The organism is Vibrio coralliirubri, from assembly GCF_024347375.1.
In the GTDB taxonomy this organism is placed as follows: Bacteria; Pseudomonadota; Gammaproteobacteria; order Enterobacterales; family Vibrionaceae; genus Vibrio; species Vibrio coralliirubri.
The window spans coordinates 2,869,186-2,889,964 of record NZ_AP025470.1; the positions used below are offsets into that span (position 1 = coordinate 2,869,186).

Sequence of the window (20,779 nt, forward strand, 5' to 3'; positions counted from 1 at the left end):
AATATCCAGTCGATTATTAATTGAGTATAAGACGTTACTTAGTGTGCTTTTGAATCAGCTTTTCAACGATACGCGAAACAGCCACAAAACCAAACGTCGCGGTTACAACCGTTGCCGCACCAAAACCTGTCGCACAATCCATGCGTTTTGGACCTTCTGCTGTCGCTTTCGCAGCACATACGCTGCCGTCAGCTTGAGGGTATTTCAACTGTTCAGTTGAGAACACACAATCGATACCAAACTTACGTGCTGGATTCTTAGGGAAATTATGATTACGACGAAGGGTATCTTTAAGCTTCTTCGCTAGCGGATCTTGAATCGTCTTAGTCAGATCAGCCACTTTGATTTGAGTGGGATCGATTTGACCACCTGCACCACCCGTGGTGATCACCTTAATTTTGTTGCTACGACAATATGCCAACAGTGAAGCCTTAGCTTTCATGCTGTCAATCGCATCTAATACAAAGTCGAACTCTTTCGATAGGTATTCAGCCTGATTGTCAGGGCCGATGAAATCGTCAATTAGGTTAACTTTACACTCAGGGTTAATCAGCTTAACGCGTTCGGCCATCACTTCGATTTTGCTCTTACCGACCGTGCCCGACATTGCGTGGATCTGACGGTTAATGTTAGTTACACACACGTCATCCATATCGATCAAAGTCAGCTCACCTAAACCAGTACGAGCAAGCGCTTCAACAGCCCATGAACCTACACCACCAATACCGATCACACACACGTGTGCTGCTCTAAGTATATCGACTTCACTATTGCCATATAGGCGACGAGTGCCACCAAATCGTTGGTCATAGTTTTCTGAAGCTGGAGTGGTCAATTCACGCATTGTTGCCGCCAATTTATTTCTGAGAAAAAGAAAAGAGTGCGTTTTATACGCACTCTTGAATAAAAAGTCTAGGGGATTAGCGATTCGCTTTCAATGCCCTATTTTATTGTCGCTTACTCAACCTTTTCAGGAGGCAAAGCCCAAGGAGCTTCAGTCGCGCTGCCATCTAAGCCGAGCTTCCACACACGACCAAAATGCTTGTAATGACCCGCTTCGGTACCCGCTCGTGGGCCCATACCGTGGTAAAGATCCAAATGGTTTTGCTTAACCGCGCCGCCCGTATCTAAAACCAGTAACAGTCTTAGTTGGTGAGCACCGCTCCAGGTACCATCGGCATTCAGTAGTGGAACCTCGGCAAGAATCGGAGTACCCATTGGCAAAATAGAACGATCGCCCGCTACCGCCGCCATAGGTAATAGAGGAATACCCGCGCTGCCCATTACCGATAGGTCGTCTCTCGCTTCAAAAAACACGAAAGATGGGTTTTGCTCAAGCAGCTCTTTGACCACTTCAGGATCGTTTGCCAATACCCACTCTTTGATTGCTTTTAGCGACATTTTTTCACGTGGAACTAAGCCTCGTTCAATCAGAACACGGCCAATACTCACATAAGCTTTATTATTCTTACCCGCGTAGGCGAAATACTGCAGCGTGTCATCATCACCGAAGTGCACAAATCCACTGCCCTGCACTTCCATCATAAATGGGTCGATACGGTTGGCAGAGTAACCTAACTCAAGGCCTTGACCTTCTAATGCGCCGTTGTAGATCTCTTCGCGTGTTGGACACTCTTTACCACACTCAGGAAGCCCGTAAACAGGGTAACGGTATTCTTCATTCGCTTCGTGGCGCAGCTCCATCACAGGAGAAAAGTAGCCCGTGAACAAAACATTACCTTGCTTATCACCACCGCCTAGTTGAGCAGTTTGAACGCCAAAATTAGCGAGCTCACTTGGATCCCCACTCAGCATCGCCCACTCATTGAGTTGTTGATAAAGCGGCTCATAGATTTTAGCCATCGAAGGGGATTTAGAAACCACCATCTCAGCTTGCTCTGCAAATGCGGTGTAGTCTCTTGGTTTATTGGATTCAACCTGATCGACCTGATTCAAGGTATGAGGAAATTCGTCATCAAGGTGTTGTTGAGCAAGGTCAGTGGGTTGAGCACAGCCAAATAACAAAGAGGCAGCGACAAGGGGAAGCCATTTTTTAATCACAAGAGTCATCCTAAAAATTCTATGCATCGAGGATGACAAAAACAGTCAGATAACACAATCGTAGATTGTAAGAGTTTACAAGAAGATAACCTATCGGACGGAGTTATCGATATGGCCTTTAAGGCGGAAGATGGGATTGTAGTGACTGTCAGAATCGAGCACCATTTCTGTATTGTCAGAATTGGTCATGCGGAAGCGATAGGTTTTATCACCCGCCTTATATTCAAAGTAGCTACCGTCAAAGTCAAAGCTCGTCGAAACAACAGACCCGCGAACTGACACACCATTAGCATTCAGAACAAACTCATCCGTCGCATAATGTGCAACATCCTGCTCTATCCAAGTGCCGTATATCAGATTGTCGGGCGTTGCCGCATCTTGCACTCGGGAAAGCACATCGCCGAACAAAGAAACCACCGCAAATGAACCCACCAAGGCTAGAATCATTAAACAGCGTTCAATGATCTTACGCTTCAACTTAGATTGATTGCGCTGATCAGCTTCGCTGTAGAGGCCTTTGGTTATCTCATCGATTTTGTTGTTTGTCGCTGGAGCTTGTTGCATTCGGTGACTACTCATAAGGATGCTATGCACATTCTACACTGAGACAGTTTATATATTGAAGCCTAGATAAGAATAGTTTGCGCTTTATTCCAAAAAGGTGTTGTTTACATTTGAATTTAAATGCTAAATTATCGAATAAATAAACAAAATGGACTTGTTCTGTGAAATTAAGAAGTACAGCGCTAGTAAAAGGTTTCAGACAATCTACCCCTTACGTCAATGCTCACCGTGGCAAAACCATGGTCATTATGCTGGGAGGCGAAGCCGTTGCCGATAGAAACTTTGGCAACATTATTAGTGATATAGCCTTGCTCCACAGCCTTGGGGTAAAGATTGTTCTCGTTCACGGGGCAAGACCGCAGATCAACCAATTGCTCGCCAAGCAAGATTGCCATACGCCTTATCACAAGAATATTAGGGTCACTGATGAATATTCTCTGGGCGTCGCTATGCAGGCTGCTGGCCAACTACAACTTGCCATCACTGCTCGACTTTCGATGAGTTTAAACAACACCCCGATGGCAGGAACTCAACTCAATGTGATGAGTGGTAACTTCATTACGGCTCAACCGCTTGGCGTGGATGACGGTACGGATTATTGCCACAGCGGGCGTATTCGTCGAATCGATATAGAAGGGATCAATCGCACTCTTGACCAAGGTTCAATTGTACTGCTTGGCCCTATTGCCAGCTCTGTGACAGGCGAAAGTTTCAACCTACTTTCTGAAGAGGTCGCGACCCAAGTTGCAATTCGTCTAAAGGCCGACAAGCTGATTGGCTTTTGTTCCGAACAAGGGGTAACAGATGAACGCGGTAACGTGCTCGCCGAACTCTTCCCTAAAGATGCCAAGCAAATTCTAGAACGATTAACGAAATCTCAAAATCCTGCCGAAGACATGAGCACAGGAACACTGCGCTTCTTGAAAGGAGCGATCTCCGCTTGTCGAGCTGGTGTGCCTCGTTGTCATCTAATCAGCTACAAGGTAGATGGCGCATTAATCCAAGAGTTGTTCTCTTTTGACGGTATTGGAACCCAAGTGGTCATGGCTAGTGCCGAGCAAGTAAGACAAGCTCAGATTGACGATATTGGTGGCATATTTGACCTTATTCGTCCTTTGGAAGAACAAGGCATTCTCGTTCGTCGCTCAAGAGAACAATTGGAACAAGAGATTCACCGCTTTACGATCATCGAAAAAGACGGACTGATTATTGGTTGCGCTGCACTTTACGCATACCCGGAAGATCATATGGCGGAGATGGCTTGTGTGGCTATCCATCCTGATTATCGTGATGGCAACCGCGGGCAAATATTACTGGACTATATGCGTCATCAATCGAAGTCTCGTGATATCGACCAAATTTTTGTTTTAACCACACATAGCCTGCATTGGTTCCGTGAACAAGGGTTTTACGAGATTGGAGTTGATGAGCTACCGATGGAAAAACAGGGCCTATACAACTATCAACGTAACTCAAAAATCTTAGCGTTAAATGTGTAAACAAAGTTTTGGACTAAAATCTCACTTCAAAGGAAAAATAATTGCAAATGTAATCGTTTTCTATATGAGATTTATTAGGTATGCACTTTAACTCACAAACAAAATTGTTTAGAATTTGGTCGCTTTAACAAAATAACAAATGTTTTTATTGGAATGACCACCTCGAACGCCCTATGACACAAATCATTTGAGCGAATCGAAGTGGTTACTGCACGGATTGCTATACCCGTTAACGATCAGCAGGCGCTTGATGCTCTGGTCGTTGATATAAACAGCAAAAAGAGCAACATTGATATGAGAACCATTGTTTGTAACTCGCTGCAAAGTTTTTGGGATATGGCTGATAACCAATTCTTAGAAGGGCTAGACGTACACTGCGTGTTCCCTGTGAGCGAAAATCTAAAAGAGTTTATTTTGAATTGCCAAGCAAAATACAAGATAAACCACATATCGTTTACTCGAGCGTTTTTAGGTACTGATTCCTAGCACGCTCAAAGCAACCAGGGATGGTTGCTTTGTACATATGCCTCAATTATCTCTAGTTGGTTAAGCGACTTCCTAAACCACTCACTCGCTCTGTTTTCACCTTAATCCCACGCTTCAATACATTCGTATCACTGAACATCATCAGTCGTTTCTTCGCACGCGTAATCCCCGTGTAGATAAGCTCTCGAGTCAAGATCGGGCTGAAATCTGGTGGCAGAATCATTAAGGTCAAATCAAATTCACTACCTTGGGATTTATGAATTGTCATCGCATAAGCCGTTTCATGCTCAGGTACTCGGCTTGGTAGTACCGCTTTCACGCTGCCATCTGGCAACTCAAAATAAACCTTCAAACGAGGAGTTGCGTCAGGTTGGTTTGAATCCGATTCAAGCATACAGATACCAATATCACCATTATATAAACCCAAACCATGATCGTTACGCGTTACCATCACTGGTCGCCCGTGATACCACAATTCATCATTGTGTGGACTCACTAAACGCCTTGCGGCAAGCGCTCTTTCAATTCTGTGGTTGAGGCCATTAACACCAAAATCGCCCTCACGAATAGAGCACAACAGTCGGCATTGGCTGAACAAATCGAGCACCGATTTAGCTCTCGATTCTTGAGTTTCTAACTCTTCTAATGGCACATTCATTCGATTGAGATACGCACCATACTCATTAACCAAGGTACGCAGCATCAAGTTATAGCTATCGCTCGATAGAGGATGATTTTCGATATCGCCAAAACCTTTGGCAAACACTTGGTCTACTTGATTCGCAGAGCCGTTATTGATTGCTTTTGCCAGCTGCCCGATACCTGAGCGCGCATCGAAACGATAACTCTTCTGCAGCATACACAAGCTATCTGCAATCGCAGGCGGATTCACCGATCCAGCTTTGTCTTGCCTTGGTTTAGCTATCGCATCAAAACCTGTCATTTCCGCAATCAAATTGCCTTGCGCTGTGCTGTACCCTGCAGAGTTGAATGAACAGATATCACCGAGCACAGCACCTGCCTCTACTGAAGCGAGTTGGTCTTTATCACCCAATAAGATGAGCCTTGCGTGCTCAGGAAGTGCATCAACCAGCTTATACATCATCGACAGATCAACCATAGAAGCTTCATCCACTACCAAGATATCAAGGTGAAGTGGATTGCGTCGGTTATGTCTAAACTCAGCACGGTTAGGAATCGCGCCGAGTAATCTGTGTAACGTACTGGATTCTGTTGGTATGTTGGCTTTTACTTCAGGCGCTAATGGCAGCTGTTCAATCGCTTTGCCAATCGACTCGGTTAAACGCGCCGCTGCTTTACCCGTCGGTGCCACCAGTTTAATCGTCGGTGTTTTACCTTGGCTGAGCGATTGCTCGACCATAGCCGACAATAACTTGGTTACCGTGGTGGTTTTACCGGTACCCGGACCACCAGAAATCACCGCAAAACGACGACTCAGTGCCACCGCGGCTGCGACTTTTTGCCAGTTCAAACATGCCGATAACGGCACCAAGTCGTCTAATACATCTAAATCTGTCACTTGCTTAGCTTGTACAATCGCTTGGTCGATTGCGCCCCAATCTAGAGCCTGCTCATTCACAATATCAAGATGGTCACATACCAATTGTTGACGTAATACCTGAGAGGTGTGATGGCTTGCTTCAGCCTTGGCTAAGGCGTTAAACAGAAAGTGATAGCTACGTGCAAAAAGCTGATTCAACGTTTCGGTTAGCGCTTTTTTCTGCTCAGTATTGAACTCTACAGGCTTACTTAAACGGTTTAAGGTCTCAGCCAACACAACTTCGTAATTCCAATAACGCTGTAAATAGACACGTTGCCCATCGAACATTAGCGGCTTAACACAATCGTTGGCCGTACCCACTAAGTTTGACGATTGCAGAACCGTCGCCCAATCAATACCTAACAATTTCTGGTTCAGTTGCAATGCCGTCTCACCATACAAACCAAGTAACTGAGCTAGATCTGCCGTTTGTTCAGCGCCTACCGTATGCTGCTGTATAAGCTGAGTACAAATGTGCCCCTTGCCTAATTCATGGCTCACCACCCCAGCCAGAAAGCCGATCTCTTGAGGGTGACTCGTCGCTTGCTGCGTAATAAAACGGGCAAACTGATAATCCAACTGACGAATCGAGCCCTTATCCGCGAGGAACTTGAGTACATCCATGAGCTGTTCAGGAATAAGTGAAACTGGCTTTACAGAGTTCGCTGTTTCCATATTAGTCGTCGTTGTCATTATAGAAGCCCCATCTGTCCAGTTTCATTGTCATTCAATTGTGCTGAACGTCTGTCTATCACTTTACCGTCAATCAATTGATCCATTTCATCGAGCAAAGCCAATGTAGGTTTAGCCGAGAAAATACCTTGTTGAGATTGGCCGTCCATTCCTCTTAAAAACAAGTAATAAACCCCACCAAAATGTTGTTCATAACTGTAATCTGCAACACGACTGCGTAAGAAACGATGCAATGCCAACGCATAGATTTGATATTGCAGATCGTAACGGTGGTCGGCCATCGCCGATTTCAATGCTTCACCATGGTAGACAGCAACGTCATCACCTAAATGATTCGATTTCCAGTCGAGGACATAGTATTTACCTTGGTGCTCGAACACCAAATCGATAAAGCCTTTCAACATGCCTTGCACGGTTTGGAAACCAAGGTCACCCGCTTTTGCTGATAGCGGATCGTGATACTGAATGGTTTGATTCAATTCCGATGCGGCTAACACTTCGATCGGCAACAAGAACTCCATCTCGACTAATCGTTGCGTTGAGTCTTTCTCGCTTAGCTTTAAGTTCTTACCATCCAGCGCGGTGTTCAGCACCGTATCGACCAGTTGTTGAAGCACAGGTAACCACTCTAGTTCGTATTGCTCCGACTCTAATAAGTGAGTGATTACTTGCGTGTTATGTTCGCTGGTTGCTGGCTCGGTAAATTCAACATCCTCAAACAAGGTGTGTAAGAAGGTACCCGGGCGAGCGCCGCGAGGGAACGTGAATATAGAACGTTCAGGTTCAATCAATTCCGACTCATCTTGTTCATCCGCCGAGTCAATATCAAAGCCAGACACCTCAATAGTCGCGTCATGGCTCGCACCGTGACTGCCTTGCTTTACAAGCCCCGAGTAACTGGTAATACGCCAAGCTCGGTCAATTGAAGCCTTAAGTTCACTGGCCTGTAAGTCGTCACTCACTTGCTCTGTTTGCACAAAAATTTGTTCGTGAGCGGTAGGTGTTTCGGCTAACAGCACACTGGAATTCTTACCCTCAATAGCCGATAGAGCTTGATGCAACTCGGCGATGCCTTGCTCTTGTCCGTTTTGAACCAAATAGCCCATAGCACTCAAGTGAACGCCAGTTGGCTCTTTGGTTGAACGCCCTTTACGTAAAGGAGCCATACCAATAAAACATCCATATACTGCACGAGTCAGCGCCACATAAATCAAGCGTAAGTCTTCCGCCAATCGCTCTTTATCGGCTTGTGCTAAGGCACTGTCGCTGCCAGTAATATCAAGCACGGTAGTATCTGAATCATGATCGTAGAACTTGCCTTCGCTCGCTTCACGGTAGCTCGCGACAAACGGCAAAAATACCAGGTCATATTCCAAGCCTTTCGACTTATGAATGGTAACGATTTGAACCAAGTTTCTTTCTGATTCAAGGCGTTGAATATCGTCTTCACTGCCACCTAAACCATTCTGAGCATCGGAAATCGCTTCTGCCAACCAACGCAGCAAGCCATAGTCACTGTCGAGTTCCTGCCTTGCTTGTTGTAGCAATTCGCCAATGTGCATCAAATCAGTGAGTGAGCGCTCACCATTTTCTTCTTCCAGTAAGCGCTCAGCGAGATGTCGTTTGCTAATAACGCTACGAAGCATTGGCAGCACGCCGCGCTGAAGCCACAACTTACGATATTCTCGAAATTCGTTAACTACGTTTTCCCACACAACCTCATCATTATTGAGTTCATCCAATGAAGCCGCATCCAGAGCAAACAACTCGGAGGCTAAACTGGCACGCAATGCACGATCGTTTTCTGGTGTCAGCACCGCTTGTAGCAGGCGTTGAATATCTTGCGCGACCAAGCTGGTAAACACACTGTCTCGGTTGGACAAATACACACTCGCAATGCCTTGCTCCGATAGCGCGTTCTTGATCAGGCGAGCTTCACTACCGGTTCGAACCAAAACAGCAATATCACCCGCATTCACGGCATGTTGTTTTTTGCCGTTATCAAAATAGACTTGATGATTTTGAGAAGCGGCCAGAATGGTTTGAATTTGACTCGCCGTCGCTTCTGCCATTGCCTTGTGATATTCGCCTTTAGGTAGTGGCTTATCTTCTGCTTCTTGTAGCCAAAAGGTCAGTGCGTGTTGAGTTTCTCCGTTCATTACCCATTGACGTTTATCAGCCGATGGACTGGCAGCGACGGGCAGAAATGGAATGTCTTGGTCGTAGATAAACGGGCTATCTGAATTCATAAACACTTGGTTTACCGCGCTGACCATATCAGCACTCGAACGCCAGTTAGTGCCTAACGTATAGTGAGCACTAACTTGGTTTCTTGCCTTAATGTAGGTAAAGATATCCGCGCCACGGAAACCGTAGATAGCCTGCTTCGGGTCACCGATCATAAACAGACCACACTGCGGGTTATCGAGATATATTCGGCTAAAAATACTGTATTGCAGCGGATCGGTATCTTGGAATTCATCGATCATAGCCACTGGGTATAAGGTGCGGATTCTCTCCACCAGCAGTGATTGCTCATCCACATCAATCGACGCCGACAACTGAGTCAGCAAGTCATCAAATGATAGCCACTGCTTCTGTTGTTTCGCCTTGGCTAACATAGTTCGACAATGGGTAATCGCATGCGCCAGCAACGGAGCTTTTAGATCTGCTGGAGAATTTAAGAAGTCCTCAATCGCCTCAAACACCGCGTGCTGAGGCGCGGTGCCCTTTAGTGTTTTTTCAATTAGAGTGGCTTGTGAGAACTTCTCTAATTTATCTGGAAACTGGTAATCATGAGTGTCGCTTTGTGCCCATGCAGTCACCGCTTCTAACCAAGTCGGTAAAGACTTCTTGGTGTAGCTGCGCTTGTTCACATCTGAACCAGAGATCAAAGCCAAAAAGTCCGCTTCAGATTCACACCACAGCGCTTTAAGTTGCTTCACTTTATCTAGGTTTTGATTGTGTAGAGTTTGCAGGTCGCCCGACATCGCATCGACCGTCAATTTCAGCGGAGATCCTGTCAGATAACGATTTACGTCTGCTAATAACGAAGCGGGAGAGCCCCAAATATTACGAACCTCACCAGCCAGTTGAATGGGCAGCGGGTAGAACTGTTTACGCCAATAGTCGGCAACCACTTGCGCTTTTAGGTGGCTTTCATCGGTCACAAATTCATTATCAAAACGGCTTCCTGATTCAAAAGCATTTTGGGTCAACATTCGCTGACAGAAACCGTGAATGGTGTATACCGCTGCCTCATCCATTTGTCTTTCAGCGTTAAGCAGAGTTTTCGCCGCACCAGCATGATCATCGATGGCTTGCAACAAAGGCGCAATCACTGGGTCGTCACTTTGCCCACGTGCAAACGCAATACGTGCGTCATGGATTCGAGCACGGATACGATCTCGTAACTCAGCCGTTGCCGCTTCAGTAAAGGTCACAACCAAGATTTGGTCCACGGTCAGTGGCTCATGGTGCCGAGTAGCTTCCGTCAGATCACCTTGCGGCGCAGCCGTACCGTGACCCAGCAGTAAGCGTAAGTACAAGCCAGCAATGGTAAATGTTTTACCCGTACCCGCCGATGCTTCAATTAAACGCGCGCCATGAAGTGGAAACGTCATGGTATCGAGTGTTTTTGGAGCGATTACCTGAACACTGCTTGTGGTCGTCATGCCTTACTGCCTTTTGATAGATGAGTCTGTTAAAAATGTGACTATTGCTATAAATGTGACCTAGCGTGGAAAACGTCATTCAATTTACGTCCTACGCTAATTTGTTAATAGTTAGTGCGATCTCTCTCACGGATCAATTCGGATCGCCTCGCTACTATGCGCCCACGAGTTCAGGAGCGCGTACGAGTTTTGTACTTTACGACGTTACTTTGAACCACAGAATAATGGTCCCTCTGACCTGTGGCCGTACAGCGAACGCCCTACACTAATAATGATTTACTGGCGGCCACTTTATTTCCTGTACCTTGCTTCTCTTCAGCTTGATTCCATTCACATTGAAAGCAAGTACCCCAAATGCTTACCAGCGACTCTCTTTCGTTCTTCATTAATTCAGCGCACTCGCTATTGATCTTGTCGATCACAGCCACCTACTCCTGATCTTCCAGCTCGGCTGCAGCCAACCTTGCCGCCTGCAACACAAGTGTCGAGTACATACGTGATTGAGCAGCCAGTTCATCATCCCACTTAGGCCAAATTCGTGAGATGTAGGTATCTCTGCCCTCGCCCGTAAAGGCGAAGCTATCATTAAAGGTATCGGCCATTTTCTTGAGTGACTTTTCTTCGTCATCGACCCACTTACCACGGCTAAAGCCCGCTTCAACACCAGCTAATGCGGTTTTCGGGAAGTAAGGCAATGGTGCTGTCATGCCTTGATAAAACAGTCGTACTAACTCAGCTAATATACTCTTCGCTTGCTGCGCATCGCCGATAGGTTGTAGCGTTTGATGAACCACGCCCTCTTTTCTGTCATAGCCAATAATATGGGTCGTTTTTCCGTGCCCCATAACAGCGCAGGATAGATGATCAATCCACGCAGCCAAATAATCTTGAGAGCGTATTTTTCCGCTACGGAAACGCACCAGACCTGACTGATAGTTTTGAGTTAACCACCCCATCAAGCGAACAGGCTTACCTTCGCCTAACACGTCAAACTCGATATTCACTTCGAGATCTTGTTGCGGTGATCCGCTCACAAATCGAATCTCTTTGGCTAAGTCTTCCGCTTGAACACGGTTGGTTTCAAATTCGATATCACCAAAAGCTCCGACCGGTAATCGGCCCTGTGCTTTTTGCTCAGAGACAAACAATCGAACGGCTTTGTCTGCGCCTTCAGGGTGGTCTAGTAACACTTGCAGCAGCGCATCTTTAAGCTGGAAGCTTTCTAAGCCATTAAGCACGAACGGCTCATCGTCTTCCATTACCGGAAGCGGCGGCTCAAACACTACTTTTAGACGGCGATTAAAGAAGTATTGCACTGGCAAGCGCCAGAAACGCTGTAGCTCAACCAGATCGAGCTCCAATGGATAGGTCGCACCCAACAAATAGTCGTCCAATGCGCGATTGAACTCACCACTGCGTTCACCTGAACGGTTAGCCGCAGGTAACCACTCTTTGGCATAACTCAATACATAGCTCGCATCACCTTGAGTAAACGCAGCGGGGCTGAACGGTGTCATGGTGTGCTCAAAGCTGATCGCTTGAGTCAGGTTGATACCAGAATCGTCACTTGGTAGTGCTTGGTCTTCACTTAGGCAGTAGTTCTGTTGGCAGTACTCTATCAATTCAGAAACCAACACCGACGGCACTCGCTCGGTATTATCTTGAATCGAACGGCCGACATAGCTGATGTATAAACACTCTTGCGCCGACAGCATCGCCTCTAAGAATAGATAGCGGTCATCATCACGACGAGAACGATCGCCAGGTCGTGTGCGCCCGTTCATCATGTCAAAACCTTCTGGCGGCATTGAACGAGGGTAAACACCATCATTCATGCCCAACAGACAAACGGTTTTGAACGGGATAGAACGCATCGGCATCAGAGTACAGAAGTTAACCTGTCCCGCTAAGAAGCGCTGACTGATACGCGCACCCGACAGTTTATTATTCAAGTACTGATAGATAATGCTTGGCGATAGCTTTTGTTCGTATAAGGCATCATCAAGCTGTTCATTCAGTTGAGAAAGCGCGTCGCGAATCGACTTAAGCACCACCTCACCTTCTAGCTCCACTGCAAAAAAGTCATCAATCATTTGCAGCAAGGTTTCACGCCACATATCGATAGATTGTGTTTCAGTTAAGCGTTGGCGGTAATGGGCAATACGATCGATAAAGTGCGCTAATTTACCAGCAAGTTCGGCGTTAATACCCTGAACTTCATTGTAAGCGGCAATCGGAGAATGCTCGGTCTCAAACAAACCAGCAGAATCCGACATTGCATAGCCCAATAACATACGCTGAATACCAAATAGCCAGGTATTTTGCTCGGTTGCAGGTAGATCAAATTCCGTTGCGGTAGAAGAGTCGACACCCCAACGGATGCCCGCTTCTTCAACCCATTGCTTGGCTTGCTCGAATTGAAACTCATCAATACCAAAGCGTGCCATCATCGCTGGGATTTCTAATAACTCTAGAAGTTCAGAAGCTAAACAGCGCGTGTTTGGTAGCGCGACCAACTGCATGAATGCCGTCAGAATTGGGCTTTCTTGGTCTGCGGTTCTATCAGAGATCGAGTAAGGGATATAGCGCTCACCCGGGGCATTACCAAATACCGCCTGAATCGCTGGGCTATAAGCATTAATGTCAGACACCATCACAATGATATCGCGTGGTTTCAGTGTCGGGTCAACATCAAACATTGCCAACAACTGATCATGAAGGACTTCAACCTCACGCATTGGACTATGACAAGCGTGCACCGTCAACGAGCGATCACCCAGTTCAACCACCTGCTTATGGTTACTGGAATCTAAGATGTGGTCGTCTTGATGTTCTTCGAGCTGGAGAATATCGGCTTGCAGCTGATGCAGCAGGCTGTCTCTCTCAACATCAATAAAGAATTCGTGTTCTTCGCTGTCTGATTGAGATAGCAAGAACAGGTTATCCCTGCCTAATTTACCCATAGACGCCAGTAAGCTATTACCCACGGCTTGGCTGGTATGCAGTTCGTCTTCAATATTGGCTTCAATGCCATCTTTCAATGGTGAGGCTTCGCCTTCAAGCTGAGGTAAACCATCAACCAGAGCGAACTGCTTGCGGCGCTGTGCTTCGACTCTCGCCAAGTATTTACGGTCACGAATATCGCCCCAGTAATGCTGACAAGGGTTGGTAAACATCAAGTGCACATCAATCTGCTCACCTAGCGCTTTCAACGCGTCCATATAACGAGGAGGCAACGAAGAAATACCAAACACAAATAAGCGTTTAGGTAGGTGCTGCAGTTGACCTTGTTGATTAGCTAGCGCTTCAATGAAGTCGTGATACAAGTTGCCACGGTGGTATTTAGATTGGCCTTGAGACAGAGTTTGATCATAGAGCGCTTGCCACAAAATCGGTTGCCAAGGGTGCTCTTGCTGCCCTTCCTCATCGATAAGTTCTGCAACGGCCTCTCCCACTTCCCACATCGCCATCCATTCAGGTCGATACACTAAGTAGCCATCGAATATATCGGCAATTTTTTCTGCCAATTGGTACAACTTCGAATCATCTTCGTCGTTTTCAAGATAGCGCTGTAAAGGAAGAAAATCAGGGTGGTCAAGCTTAGCGGGTAGCAAACTCATCAGCTTCCACGTCATCGCTTCTTTGTTAAAAGCACTGCGTTTAGGAACATCAGGAAGCACTTGGGTAAACATATCCCAAATGAAGGTTGCTGGAAGTGGGAAATCGATATTTGCTGCTACGCCAAACTCTTTGGCGAGTTCCATCTTAAGCCATTGAGACATACCTGGGCTCTGAACCAAGATCTGCTCTTTTTCGAAGGGATTGGCTAAAGGGTCACTTTTGATTAAGTGAACGAGAAGGATTTTTAAAGTATCAACTTTATTGGAATGGTAAACAGTAAACAAAGTGCACTCACGCTAATCTTGCCACAATATAAAGCCAGATTAGCATAAGTGCCGTGTTTGGATTAGGAATATAAGCTTATGAAATACTGAAAACTTAAGGTCCGTTTATCTTTTGAACTAATGCGGATTACAATTTACCGCTTACCGAACTTAGAACACGATGTGGTTTGTAGTTCATGTAGTAACGAATCGCTACATAGCTTACGACAAGCGTTGCAATCATTAGCTCAATGTCCGCCAACCCATTCACTTGCGCTACATACTCGCTAGCTACATTAACACTCTCCATCCAGTCAGCCGTTTTAAATAATGCCGTTGCGCTAATCACAAGTGGGAAAGTGAACGCTGCATAGCCAGGGCTAAATGGTAAACGCATAAGCTTTAGAAACGCTACGTAGATTATCGATGTCATCAGAACCGCTATACCAAACAACATACCAATGATAACTGGAGATGGTTCAGGGCTCACCGCTAAATAACCAGCCAATGAAACACTTGCAGGGGCAGCCATTACCGCAATAGTTGGTTTTGCTGCATCTGGAACTTCATTAGTAAAGATTAGGCGATAAATCATCATAGGTAGCATGACGACATAAGATGCCAAACCAAACCACAGAACCGAGTCTGCTATCCATTGTAATGAAGGTTCACCAGAGAAAGCCACATCAGCAACTACGATGCCGATAGGTGGAACGAACCAACTTGGTACCATGTGGTGTAATTCAAAGTCTTTTGCACGGTGGTAAAAGAAACTCACTAAAAACACGACGTGTAGTACGACAGCCGCTAGCCAAATTGCATTGCCCGCTTGTGGGTAAAAGTGTCCAATTGAGCTTGAAACTACCATAACCCCCATCGCAAATGTTGGTACAACACTTCCTACAACTGGGTGAGCAAGGTCTTGACGCAATAGGTGGCCGTGGACTAAAAATTTGATAGCAAGAATTGTGAGTAATACTCCACCAATTGCGGCACTAAACCATTGAGCATAACCGTTGCAGTCTAAAACATTTTCCCAGCTCCAGCCTAAGCTTGCTATTGCTAGGCCTAACCCTGCCATGGGTGTTGGAGCTCCTGTTAATCTATATTTAATACGTTGAATCATGTCAGCCTCTCTTAAACTTAATTCACAAAACTTGTGAACTCATCAGCTTGTTGAAGCCATAATACGCTTGCACTTCGTTAAACAATATCCAATTATATATAACAAGTGTTCACAAATAATGAACAAAACCCATTTTCACCAGCAGAGTTAAACTAGGAATCTGATGGCTAATATTTCAATAAAACAGCTCAAAGTGTTCGTCACTATTACTCAGCACTCGACATTGACTGCTGCCTCTGAGGCTCTGTTTCTGTCTAAGGCCGCTGTCAGCATGGCATTAGGCGAAATGGAGAAGCAACTCGGCCACTCTCTATTTGACCGGGTAAACAACCGATTAATTCTCAACCAAGAGGGACATAAGTTACTTCCATTGGCGGATGAGATATTACATCGAGCTGCTGGTATTGATGTTTTGTTCCGTGATGATCAGCCTTTAAGTGGCAATCTAAAGGTCGGCGCGAGTGACACGATTGGTAATCAGGTCGCACCGTTTATTTTGTCAGGCTTTCGCGAACGAACTCAACATCAGGATCAAAGCTTGTTCATTTCAAACAGTGCACTGATCTGTCAAAAGTTGGTGGATTATGAACTTGATATCGCGCTAATTGAAGGAAAAACATTACACCCTGAACTCATTTCGAGTCAGTTTAGCAGCGATGAAATGTGTATTATTGTGAGTAATCAACATCCTCTCGTTGCAAAAGAAAAAGTAACTTTAAGCGATTTAGAAGACAGCCATTGGATTTTACGTGAGTCAGGTTCAGGGACTCGTGAGTTTTTCCTACGAGCCGTCGCGCCACGTATCGAACATTGGTATGAATCCTTTGAACTCAACACCACAGAGGCGATCATCAATTCAGTTTCCGCCAATCTTGGATTCGCGTGTTTATCACGATTGGCGGCACAACGAGCGATTGATTCAGGCCGAGTAAAAGCGCTTGATGTGCCACTCGACATGAAACGACGTTTCTGGATGCTGGTACACAAAGACAAATACCAGAGCCCGCTTCTGAAATCTTTCATGAGTTATTGTGAAGACTGGGCTACACATCAAGATTGAGGCCGCATAGTTAGGGCTCCAACTGGACTTTTAGCATCAGAAACTGTATAAAAAGCCAGTAAAATTTATCAAACTTAGAGGATTAACCATGGCTGTTATCGTCAAGTACGTGGTGGAACGCAACGGAGAAGAGAAAATGACTTTTACCTCTAAAGCCGAAGCCGACGCATACGACAAAATGCTGGATATGGCTGATGAGCTTTTTGAACTTTTAGGCAAAAGCGATTTAGTTGAAGATGAAGGCAAGCAAGAAGAACTTGCAATGTACCTAGCGAAGAACAAAGAAGAAGTTCTTTACGCATTAGGTGCTAAGCGTAAACCAGCTCCGAAAAAAGCTAAGAAACTTGAAGCTGTTGAAGACGCAGAAGAAGATGCAGCGTAACTAGCTGATCGCTTTCTAAAAAACGTCAATGACGCCTCTAATCAGAGTTCGTTATTGGCGTTTTTTTATACTTATCGAAATATAATGAAGCTTGTTTATAGTCGAAATTGCTCTAAACATTCGCTTGCATGAAAGTGTGATAAAGATCTAATCTATAGCCATCAGGTGATGGGGTTCCACCTAAGCTTTTGCTTCAACCGCCCGTTCTTTCCGAACAGTGCTAATGACTCCTACAGAATCGAAAACAGGTAATACTGTTGGATGTATCGCTATTCCTCCATTTTGAAATGGACTTAGTCTATTAAGACCAAGTTCCATGACGCCTTTGGATTATCGATACTCAAGATCTGTAGTGAATTAGCCGCACCTCTTCCAACACGTCCTGTTTTCTCAACGCCCTAGGTCTTCAATGACTCTAATAGTGAGAAAACATTATGCACTACTCTTCAGAAATTCAATCAATGTGCCCTATTCAAAGGGGTGATCTACACACTTCAGCACCAATTCCAGTTGAAGGCGCTATGGTTAGTCCAAAAGATGTCATCGCTATTTCTGGCTTAAGCCATGGCGTCGGCACTTGTGCACCACAACAAGGTGCAGCAAAACTAACGCTGAACGTAAAAAACGGCATCATCGAAGAAGCACTAATCGAAACTATTGGTTGTTCAGGCATGACTCAATCAGCCGCGATGGCAGCAGAAATCCTCACCGGAAGAACCATTCTTGAAGCCCTAAATACTGACTTAGTGTGTGACGCTATTAACGTAGCCATGCGTGAAATCTTCCTGCAATTTGTTTACGGTCGAACTCAATCAGCTTTCTCTGAAGGCGGTCTAGAAATTGGCGCAGCATTAGAAGACTTAGGTCAAACGCAGCGCAGCCAAGTGGGTACCAGTTACTCAACCGCGGCAAAAGGCGTTCGTTATCTAGAGCTTGCAGAAGGTTACGTGACCAAGCTAGCGCTTGATGATCACAGCGAAGTGATTGGCTACGAATATCTCAACCTCGGCAAAATGATGAAGGCGATTAACCAAGGCGTGCCAGCGAATGAAGCGGCCGACCTTGCGACAGGGACCTATGGCCGCTTCGATGAAGCCGTGACCACTATTAACCCACGCCAACAGTAATTTTGCCAATTTAGAGGAAAGATATGATGAACACTCAATTTAATGAATCAGTAACTCGCGTATTGGCAGAAATGAACTTCGACTCTTTGGAGCAAGCTGACCAATACTGTAAAGCCCACAACGTTGATCCAAAAGCGTTAGTAATGGACACCCAACCTATCGCTTTTGAAAGCGCTGCCGACGCTTATATCCTTGGCTCAGCACTGGCGCTATTTCGTAAAGCCACCAGCGCAGAACAAGCGGCAAACATTATTGGTGAAGGTCTTCAAGCATTCACCAAACCTGGCAGTGTTGCTGAACAACGCCAAGTTGGTATTGGACATGGCGCGCTAGCCGCTCGTCTTCTCAATGAAGAGAGCCACTGCTTCGCCTTCCTTGCGGGTCACGAGTCTTTTGCTGCAGCAGAAGGTGCGATTAAAATTGCGCTAAACGTCAACAAATCACGTCAAAACCCATTGAAAGTGATCTTAAATGGTTTAGGTAAAGATGCGGCTTATCTTATCTCTCGCATCAACGGCTTCACTTACGTGCGCACTCAATACGATTACCAAACCGGTGAACTTGTTGAAACAGAACGTCGCCGCTTCTCACAAGGCCCTCGCGGCGACATCTTGTGTTACGGCGCTGATGATGTACGAGAAGGTGTAGCAATCATGCACAGAGAAGAAGTGGATGTCAGTATTACGGGTAACTCAACCAACCCAACTCGCTTCCAACACCCAGTAGCGGGTATCTACAAAGCAGAACGTACTCGTCAAGGTTTGCCATACTTCTCAGTTGCTTCAGGCGGCGGTACAGGTCGAACATTGCACCCAGATAACGTAGCAGCAGGTCCAGCGTCTTACGGCATGACCGATACCATGGGCAGAATGCACGCTGACGCGCAGTTCGCAGGTAGCTCTTCTGTTCCTGCTCACGTAGCGATGATGGGCTTCATCGGCATGGGCAACAACCCAATGGTCGGTGCGACGGTTGCACTGGCTGTGGCTGTGAGCGAATCTCAAAACGCATAACGGTAAAATGAGCCCCACAACCTGCCTGTTATGTAGTGTCTGTTAGTTGAGAATCAAGCAATAACGAACGACTAAAACTCTACACCTATCACTAAAACTAAACAGCCAGCCTTATGCTGTAATGCCGATCAGTTAAGTAAAAAAGACTGGTTGAACGATCCTCCAAGGATGTCAAAATCCGAGTGTTTCTTTAACACTCGGATTTTTTATGTTTCTTAGACAAGCCCTTAATCAAGTCCATAACTTCTCTCCAGAACAGCTCTCAGGGTTATCAGACCTGCTGTCCCCGGAACTCGTCGAACAGTGCCTCCAAGAATCTGGGGTTGCGACTATTCGAAAGCGCAGGTTACCAATGGAAATGATGGTTTGGAGTGTTTTAGGGATGTCCCTTTACCGTCATTTATCGATGGATAAAGTAGTCTCGCAACTTGATATTCTCCTACCGGGTAAGAAGCCATTCGTCGCACCTAGCGCTGTCATACAGGCACGTCACCGACTTGGTTCCGACGTTATGGAAGCCGTGTTCAATCACACTCAACGACTTTGGCACCGCAAGACTCCTCATCCCGATTGGCATGGGTTAACACTTCATGCTGTAGATGGTGTTGTGTGGAGAACACCAGACACTAAAAGTAATGATGAGCATTTTAGTAGAACAGGCAATAAAACAACGATATCTGACTACCCTCAAGTGAGAATGGTCTGCCATATGGAGCTGACCAGTCATTTACTCAACAGCGCTTCATTCGACTCAGTATCTAAAAGTGAAGTCGACCTTACGATCCCGCTTATTGAACAATCTCCCTCAAACAGCTTAACTATTTTTGACCGCGGATTTTACGCCTTGGGCTTACTGCATAAATGGCAAACCAGTGGCGATGAAAAACATTGGCTGCTCCCATTAAGAAAAGGGGCTCAATACACTGTGTTATCGAAGGTAGGCCGAGGACAAGAGCTCGTTGAGCTCAAGCTATCACCTCAAGCTCAAAAGAAGTGGGTTGATGCCCCCAAAACTCTCCAAGCTCGTTTAATCACAAAGACGATTAAAGGAAAAGAAGTCCGACTATTAACGTCAATGATAGACACGATGAAATATCCTGGTGCTGATATCGCCGAACTATATAGCCATCGTTGGGAAATAGAGTTGGGGTATCGTGAGATGAAGCAATACATGCTTCAGAACCAACTTACGTTAAGAAGCAAAAAGCCAGAGTTAGTGAATCAAGAGCTTTGGGGAATGCTGGTTGCTTACAATCTACTGCGGTTCATGATGTGTCAAATGGCCTATCATCAGAAGTCAGTGATGCCTTATCAAATCGGCTTTAAACAGGCTTCATTATTCCTTGTTGGACAGCTTCAATTATTACCAGCGGTCGCACCGGGACGAATCCCAGAAGTAATAAACTACATACTGGATATGTCAGAAAGCTTTGTTTTACCTGAGAGGCGAGAACGAAGTTACCCAAGAGCAGTAAAAAAGAGGCCTTGTCGCTATGCGACAAGGCCTCCAAGAAGACGCTAAACGATGCTTAACTTACAAGCATTAAGCCTTATGCTGGCTGTTTTTTATTCACACTTGCTCTACTATCTATTTCTAATAATTATTTGTATCTAAGATTAAATACATTCTACTGTCGTATTTAACTGCA

General features: G+C 45.6%; 15 protein-coding genes and 1 riboswitch. Of the genes, 7 read left to right on the forward strand and 8 right to left on the reverse strand.

The genetic code is table 11. From position 1 onward, the window contains the following. Positions 1 to 34: 34 nt before the first annotated feature. The 3 genes from tcdA to OCV20_RS13130 all read right to left on the reverse strand — a co-directional run bounded on the left by tcdA (position 35) and on the right by OCV20_RS13130 (position 2,625). Positions 35 to 844 carry a tRNA cyclic N6-threonylcarbamoyladenosine(37) synthase TcdA gene (gene tcdA, locus OCV20_RS13120; protein ID WP_086773659.1) on the reverse strand — a complete coding sequence of 270 codons (810 nt, stop codon included), beginning with the start codon at positions 842 to 844 and terminating at the stop codon, positions 35 to 37. Between the two features lie 113 nt (positions 845 to 957). Further along, positions 958 to 2,070, reverse strand: coding sequence for a murein transglycosylase A (mltA, locus tag OCV20_RS13125; RefSeq protein WP_086773660.1), 1,113 nt, complete (start codon positions 2,068 to 2,070; stop codon positions 958 to 960). Positions 2,071 to 2,151: 81 nt separating this feature from the next. After that, positions 2,152 to 2,625 (reverse strand): DUF2850 domain-containing protein, encoded by a 474-nt coding sequence (locus OCV20_RS13130; RefSeq protein ID WP_086773661.1) that lies wholly within the window; start codon positions 2,623 to 2,625, stop codon positions 2,152 to 2,154. 161 nt (positions 2,626 to 2,786) lie between these two features. Here OCV20_RS13130 and argA point away from each other — a divergent pair, with 161 nt between their 5' ends. Beyond that, on the forward strand, positions 2,787 to 4,124 hold the full coding sequence (gene argA, locus OCV20_RS13135) for an amino-acid N-acetyltransferase (protein ID WP_086773662.1): 1,338 nt from the start codon (positions 2,787 to 2,789) through the stop codon (positions 4,122 to 4,124). Positions 4,125 to 4,418: 294 nt separating this feature from the next. Beyond that, entirely contained in the window at positions 4,419 to 4,610 is a 192-nt protein-coding gene (locus OCV20_RS13140) for a hypothetical protein (RefSeq protein ID WP_008223046.1), read from the forward strand. Positions 4,611 to 4,662: 52 nt separating this feature from the next. On the opposite strand, the gene recD is transcribed toward OCV20_RS13140, so the two are convergent. From recD to OCV20_RS13165, 5 genes are all read right to left on the reverse strand, one after another. Continuing rightward, positions 4,663 to 6,864: an exodeoxyribonuclease V subunit alpha gene (gene recD, locus OCV20_RS13145; RefSeq protein WP_086773663.1), complete on the reverse strand. Its 2,202-nt coding sequence runs from the start codon at positions 6,862 to 6,864 to the stop codon at positions 4,663 to 4,665. Further along, positions 6,864 to 10,538, reverse strand: coding sequence for an exodeoxyribonuclease V subunit beta (recB, locus tag OCV20_RS13150; protein WP_086773664.1), 3,675 nt, complete (start codon positions 10,536 to 10,538; stop codon positions 6,864 to 6,866). The genes recD and recB overlap by 1 nt, the downstream gene beginning before the upstream one ends. Positions 10,539 to 10,798: 260 nt before the next feature. Beyond that, on the reverse strand, positions 10,799 to 10,960 hold the full coding sequence (locus OCV20_RS13155) for a hypothetical protein (RefSeq protein WP_162290804.1): 162 nt from the start codon (positions 10,958 to 10,960) through the stop codon (positions 10,799 to 10,801). Positions 10,961 to 10,966: 6 nt separating this feature from the next. Next, entirely contained in the window at positions 10,967 to 14,443 is a 3,477-nt protein-coding gene (gene recC / locus OCV20_RS13160; protein ID WP_086773665.1) for an exodeoxyribonuclease V subunit gamma, read from the reverse strand. Between the two features lie 127 nt (positions 14,444 to 14,570). After that, positions 14,571 to 15,548: a TDT family transporter gene (locus OCV20_RS13165; protein WP_048615247.1), complete on the reverse strand. Its 978-nt coding sequence runs from the start codon at positions 15,546 to 15,548 to the stop codon at positions 14,571 to 14,573. Between the two features lie 163 nt (positions 15,549 to 15,711). On the opposite strand from OCV20_RS13165, the gene OCV20_RS13170 reads away from it, so the two are divergent. The 5 genes from OCV20_RS13170 (at position 15,712) to OCV20_RS13190 (ending at position 20,652) form a co-directional block, all read left to right on the forward strand. Further along, on the forward strand, positions 15,712 to 16,608 hold the full coding sequence (locus tag OCV20_RS13170) for a LysR family transcriptional regulator (RefSeq protein ID WP_050645516.1): 897 nt from the start codon (positions 15,712 to 15,714) through the stop codon (positions 16,606 to 16,608). Positions 16,609 to 16,696: 88 nt separating this feature from the next. Further along, entirely contained in the window at positions 16,697 to 16,990 is a 294-nt protein-coding gene (locus OCV20_RS13175; protein WP_008223840.1) for a YebG family protein, read from the forward strand. Positions 16,991 to 17,145: 155 nt separating this feature from the next. Then, a riboswitch (Fluoride riboswitch) is annotated at positions 17,146 to 17,230 on the forward strand. Between the two features lie 194 nt (positions 17,231 to 17,424). After that, a complete protein-coding gene (locus OCV20_RS13180; RefSeq protein WP_048608014.1) occupies positions 17,425 to 18,117 on the forward strand; it encodes an iron-sulfur cluster assembly scaffold protein in 693 nt (230 codons plus the stop codon). 23 nt (positions 18,118 to 18,140) lie between these two features. After that, positions 18,141 to 19,130: a GGGtGRT protein gene (locus tag OCV20_RS13185; protein WP_050646971.1), complete on the forward strand. Its 990-nt coding sequence runs from the start codon at positions 18,141 to 18,143 to the stop codon at positions 19,128 to 19,130. Between the two features lie 208 nt (positions 19,131 to 19,338). Next, entirely contained in the window at positions 19,339 to 20,652 is a 1,314-nt protein-coding gene (locus OCV20_RS13190; protein ID WP_086775497.1) for an IS4 family transposase, read from the forward strand. Positions 20,653 to 20,779: the final 127 nt, after the last annotated feature.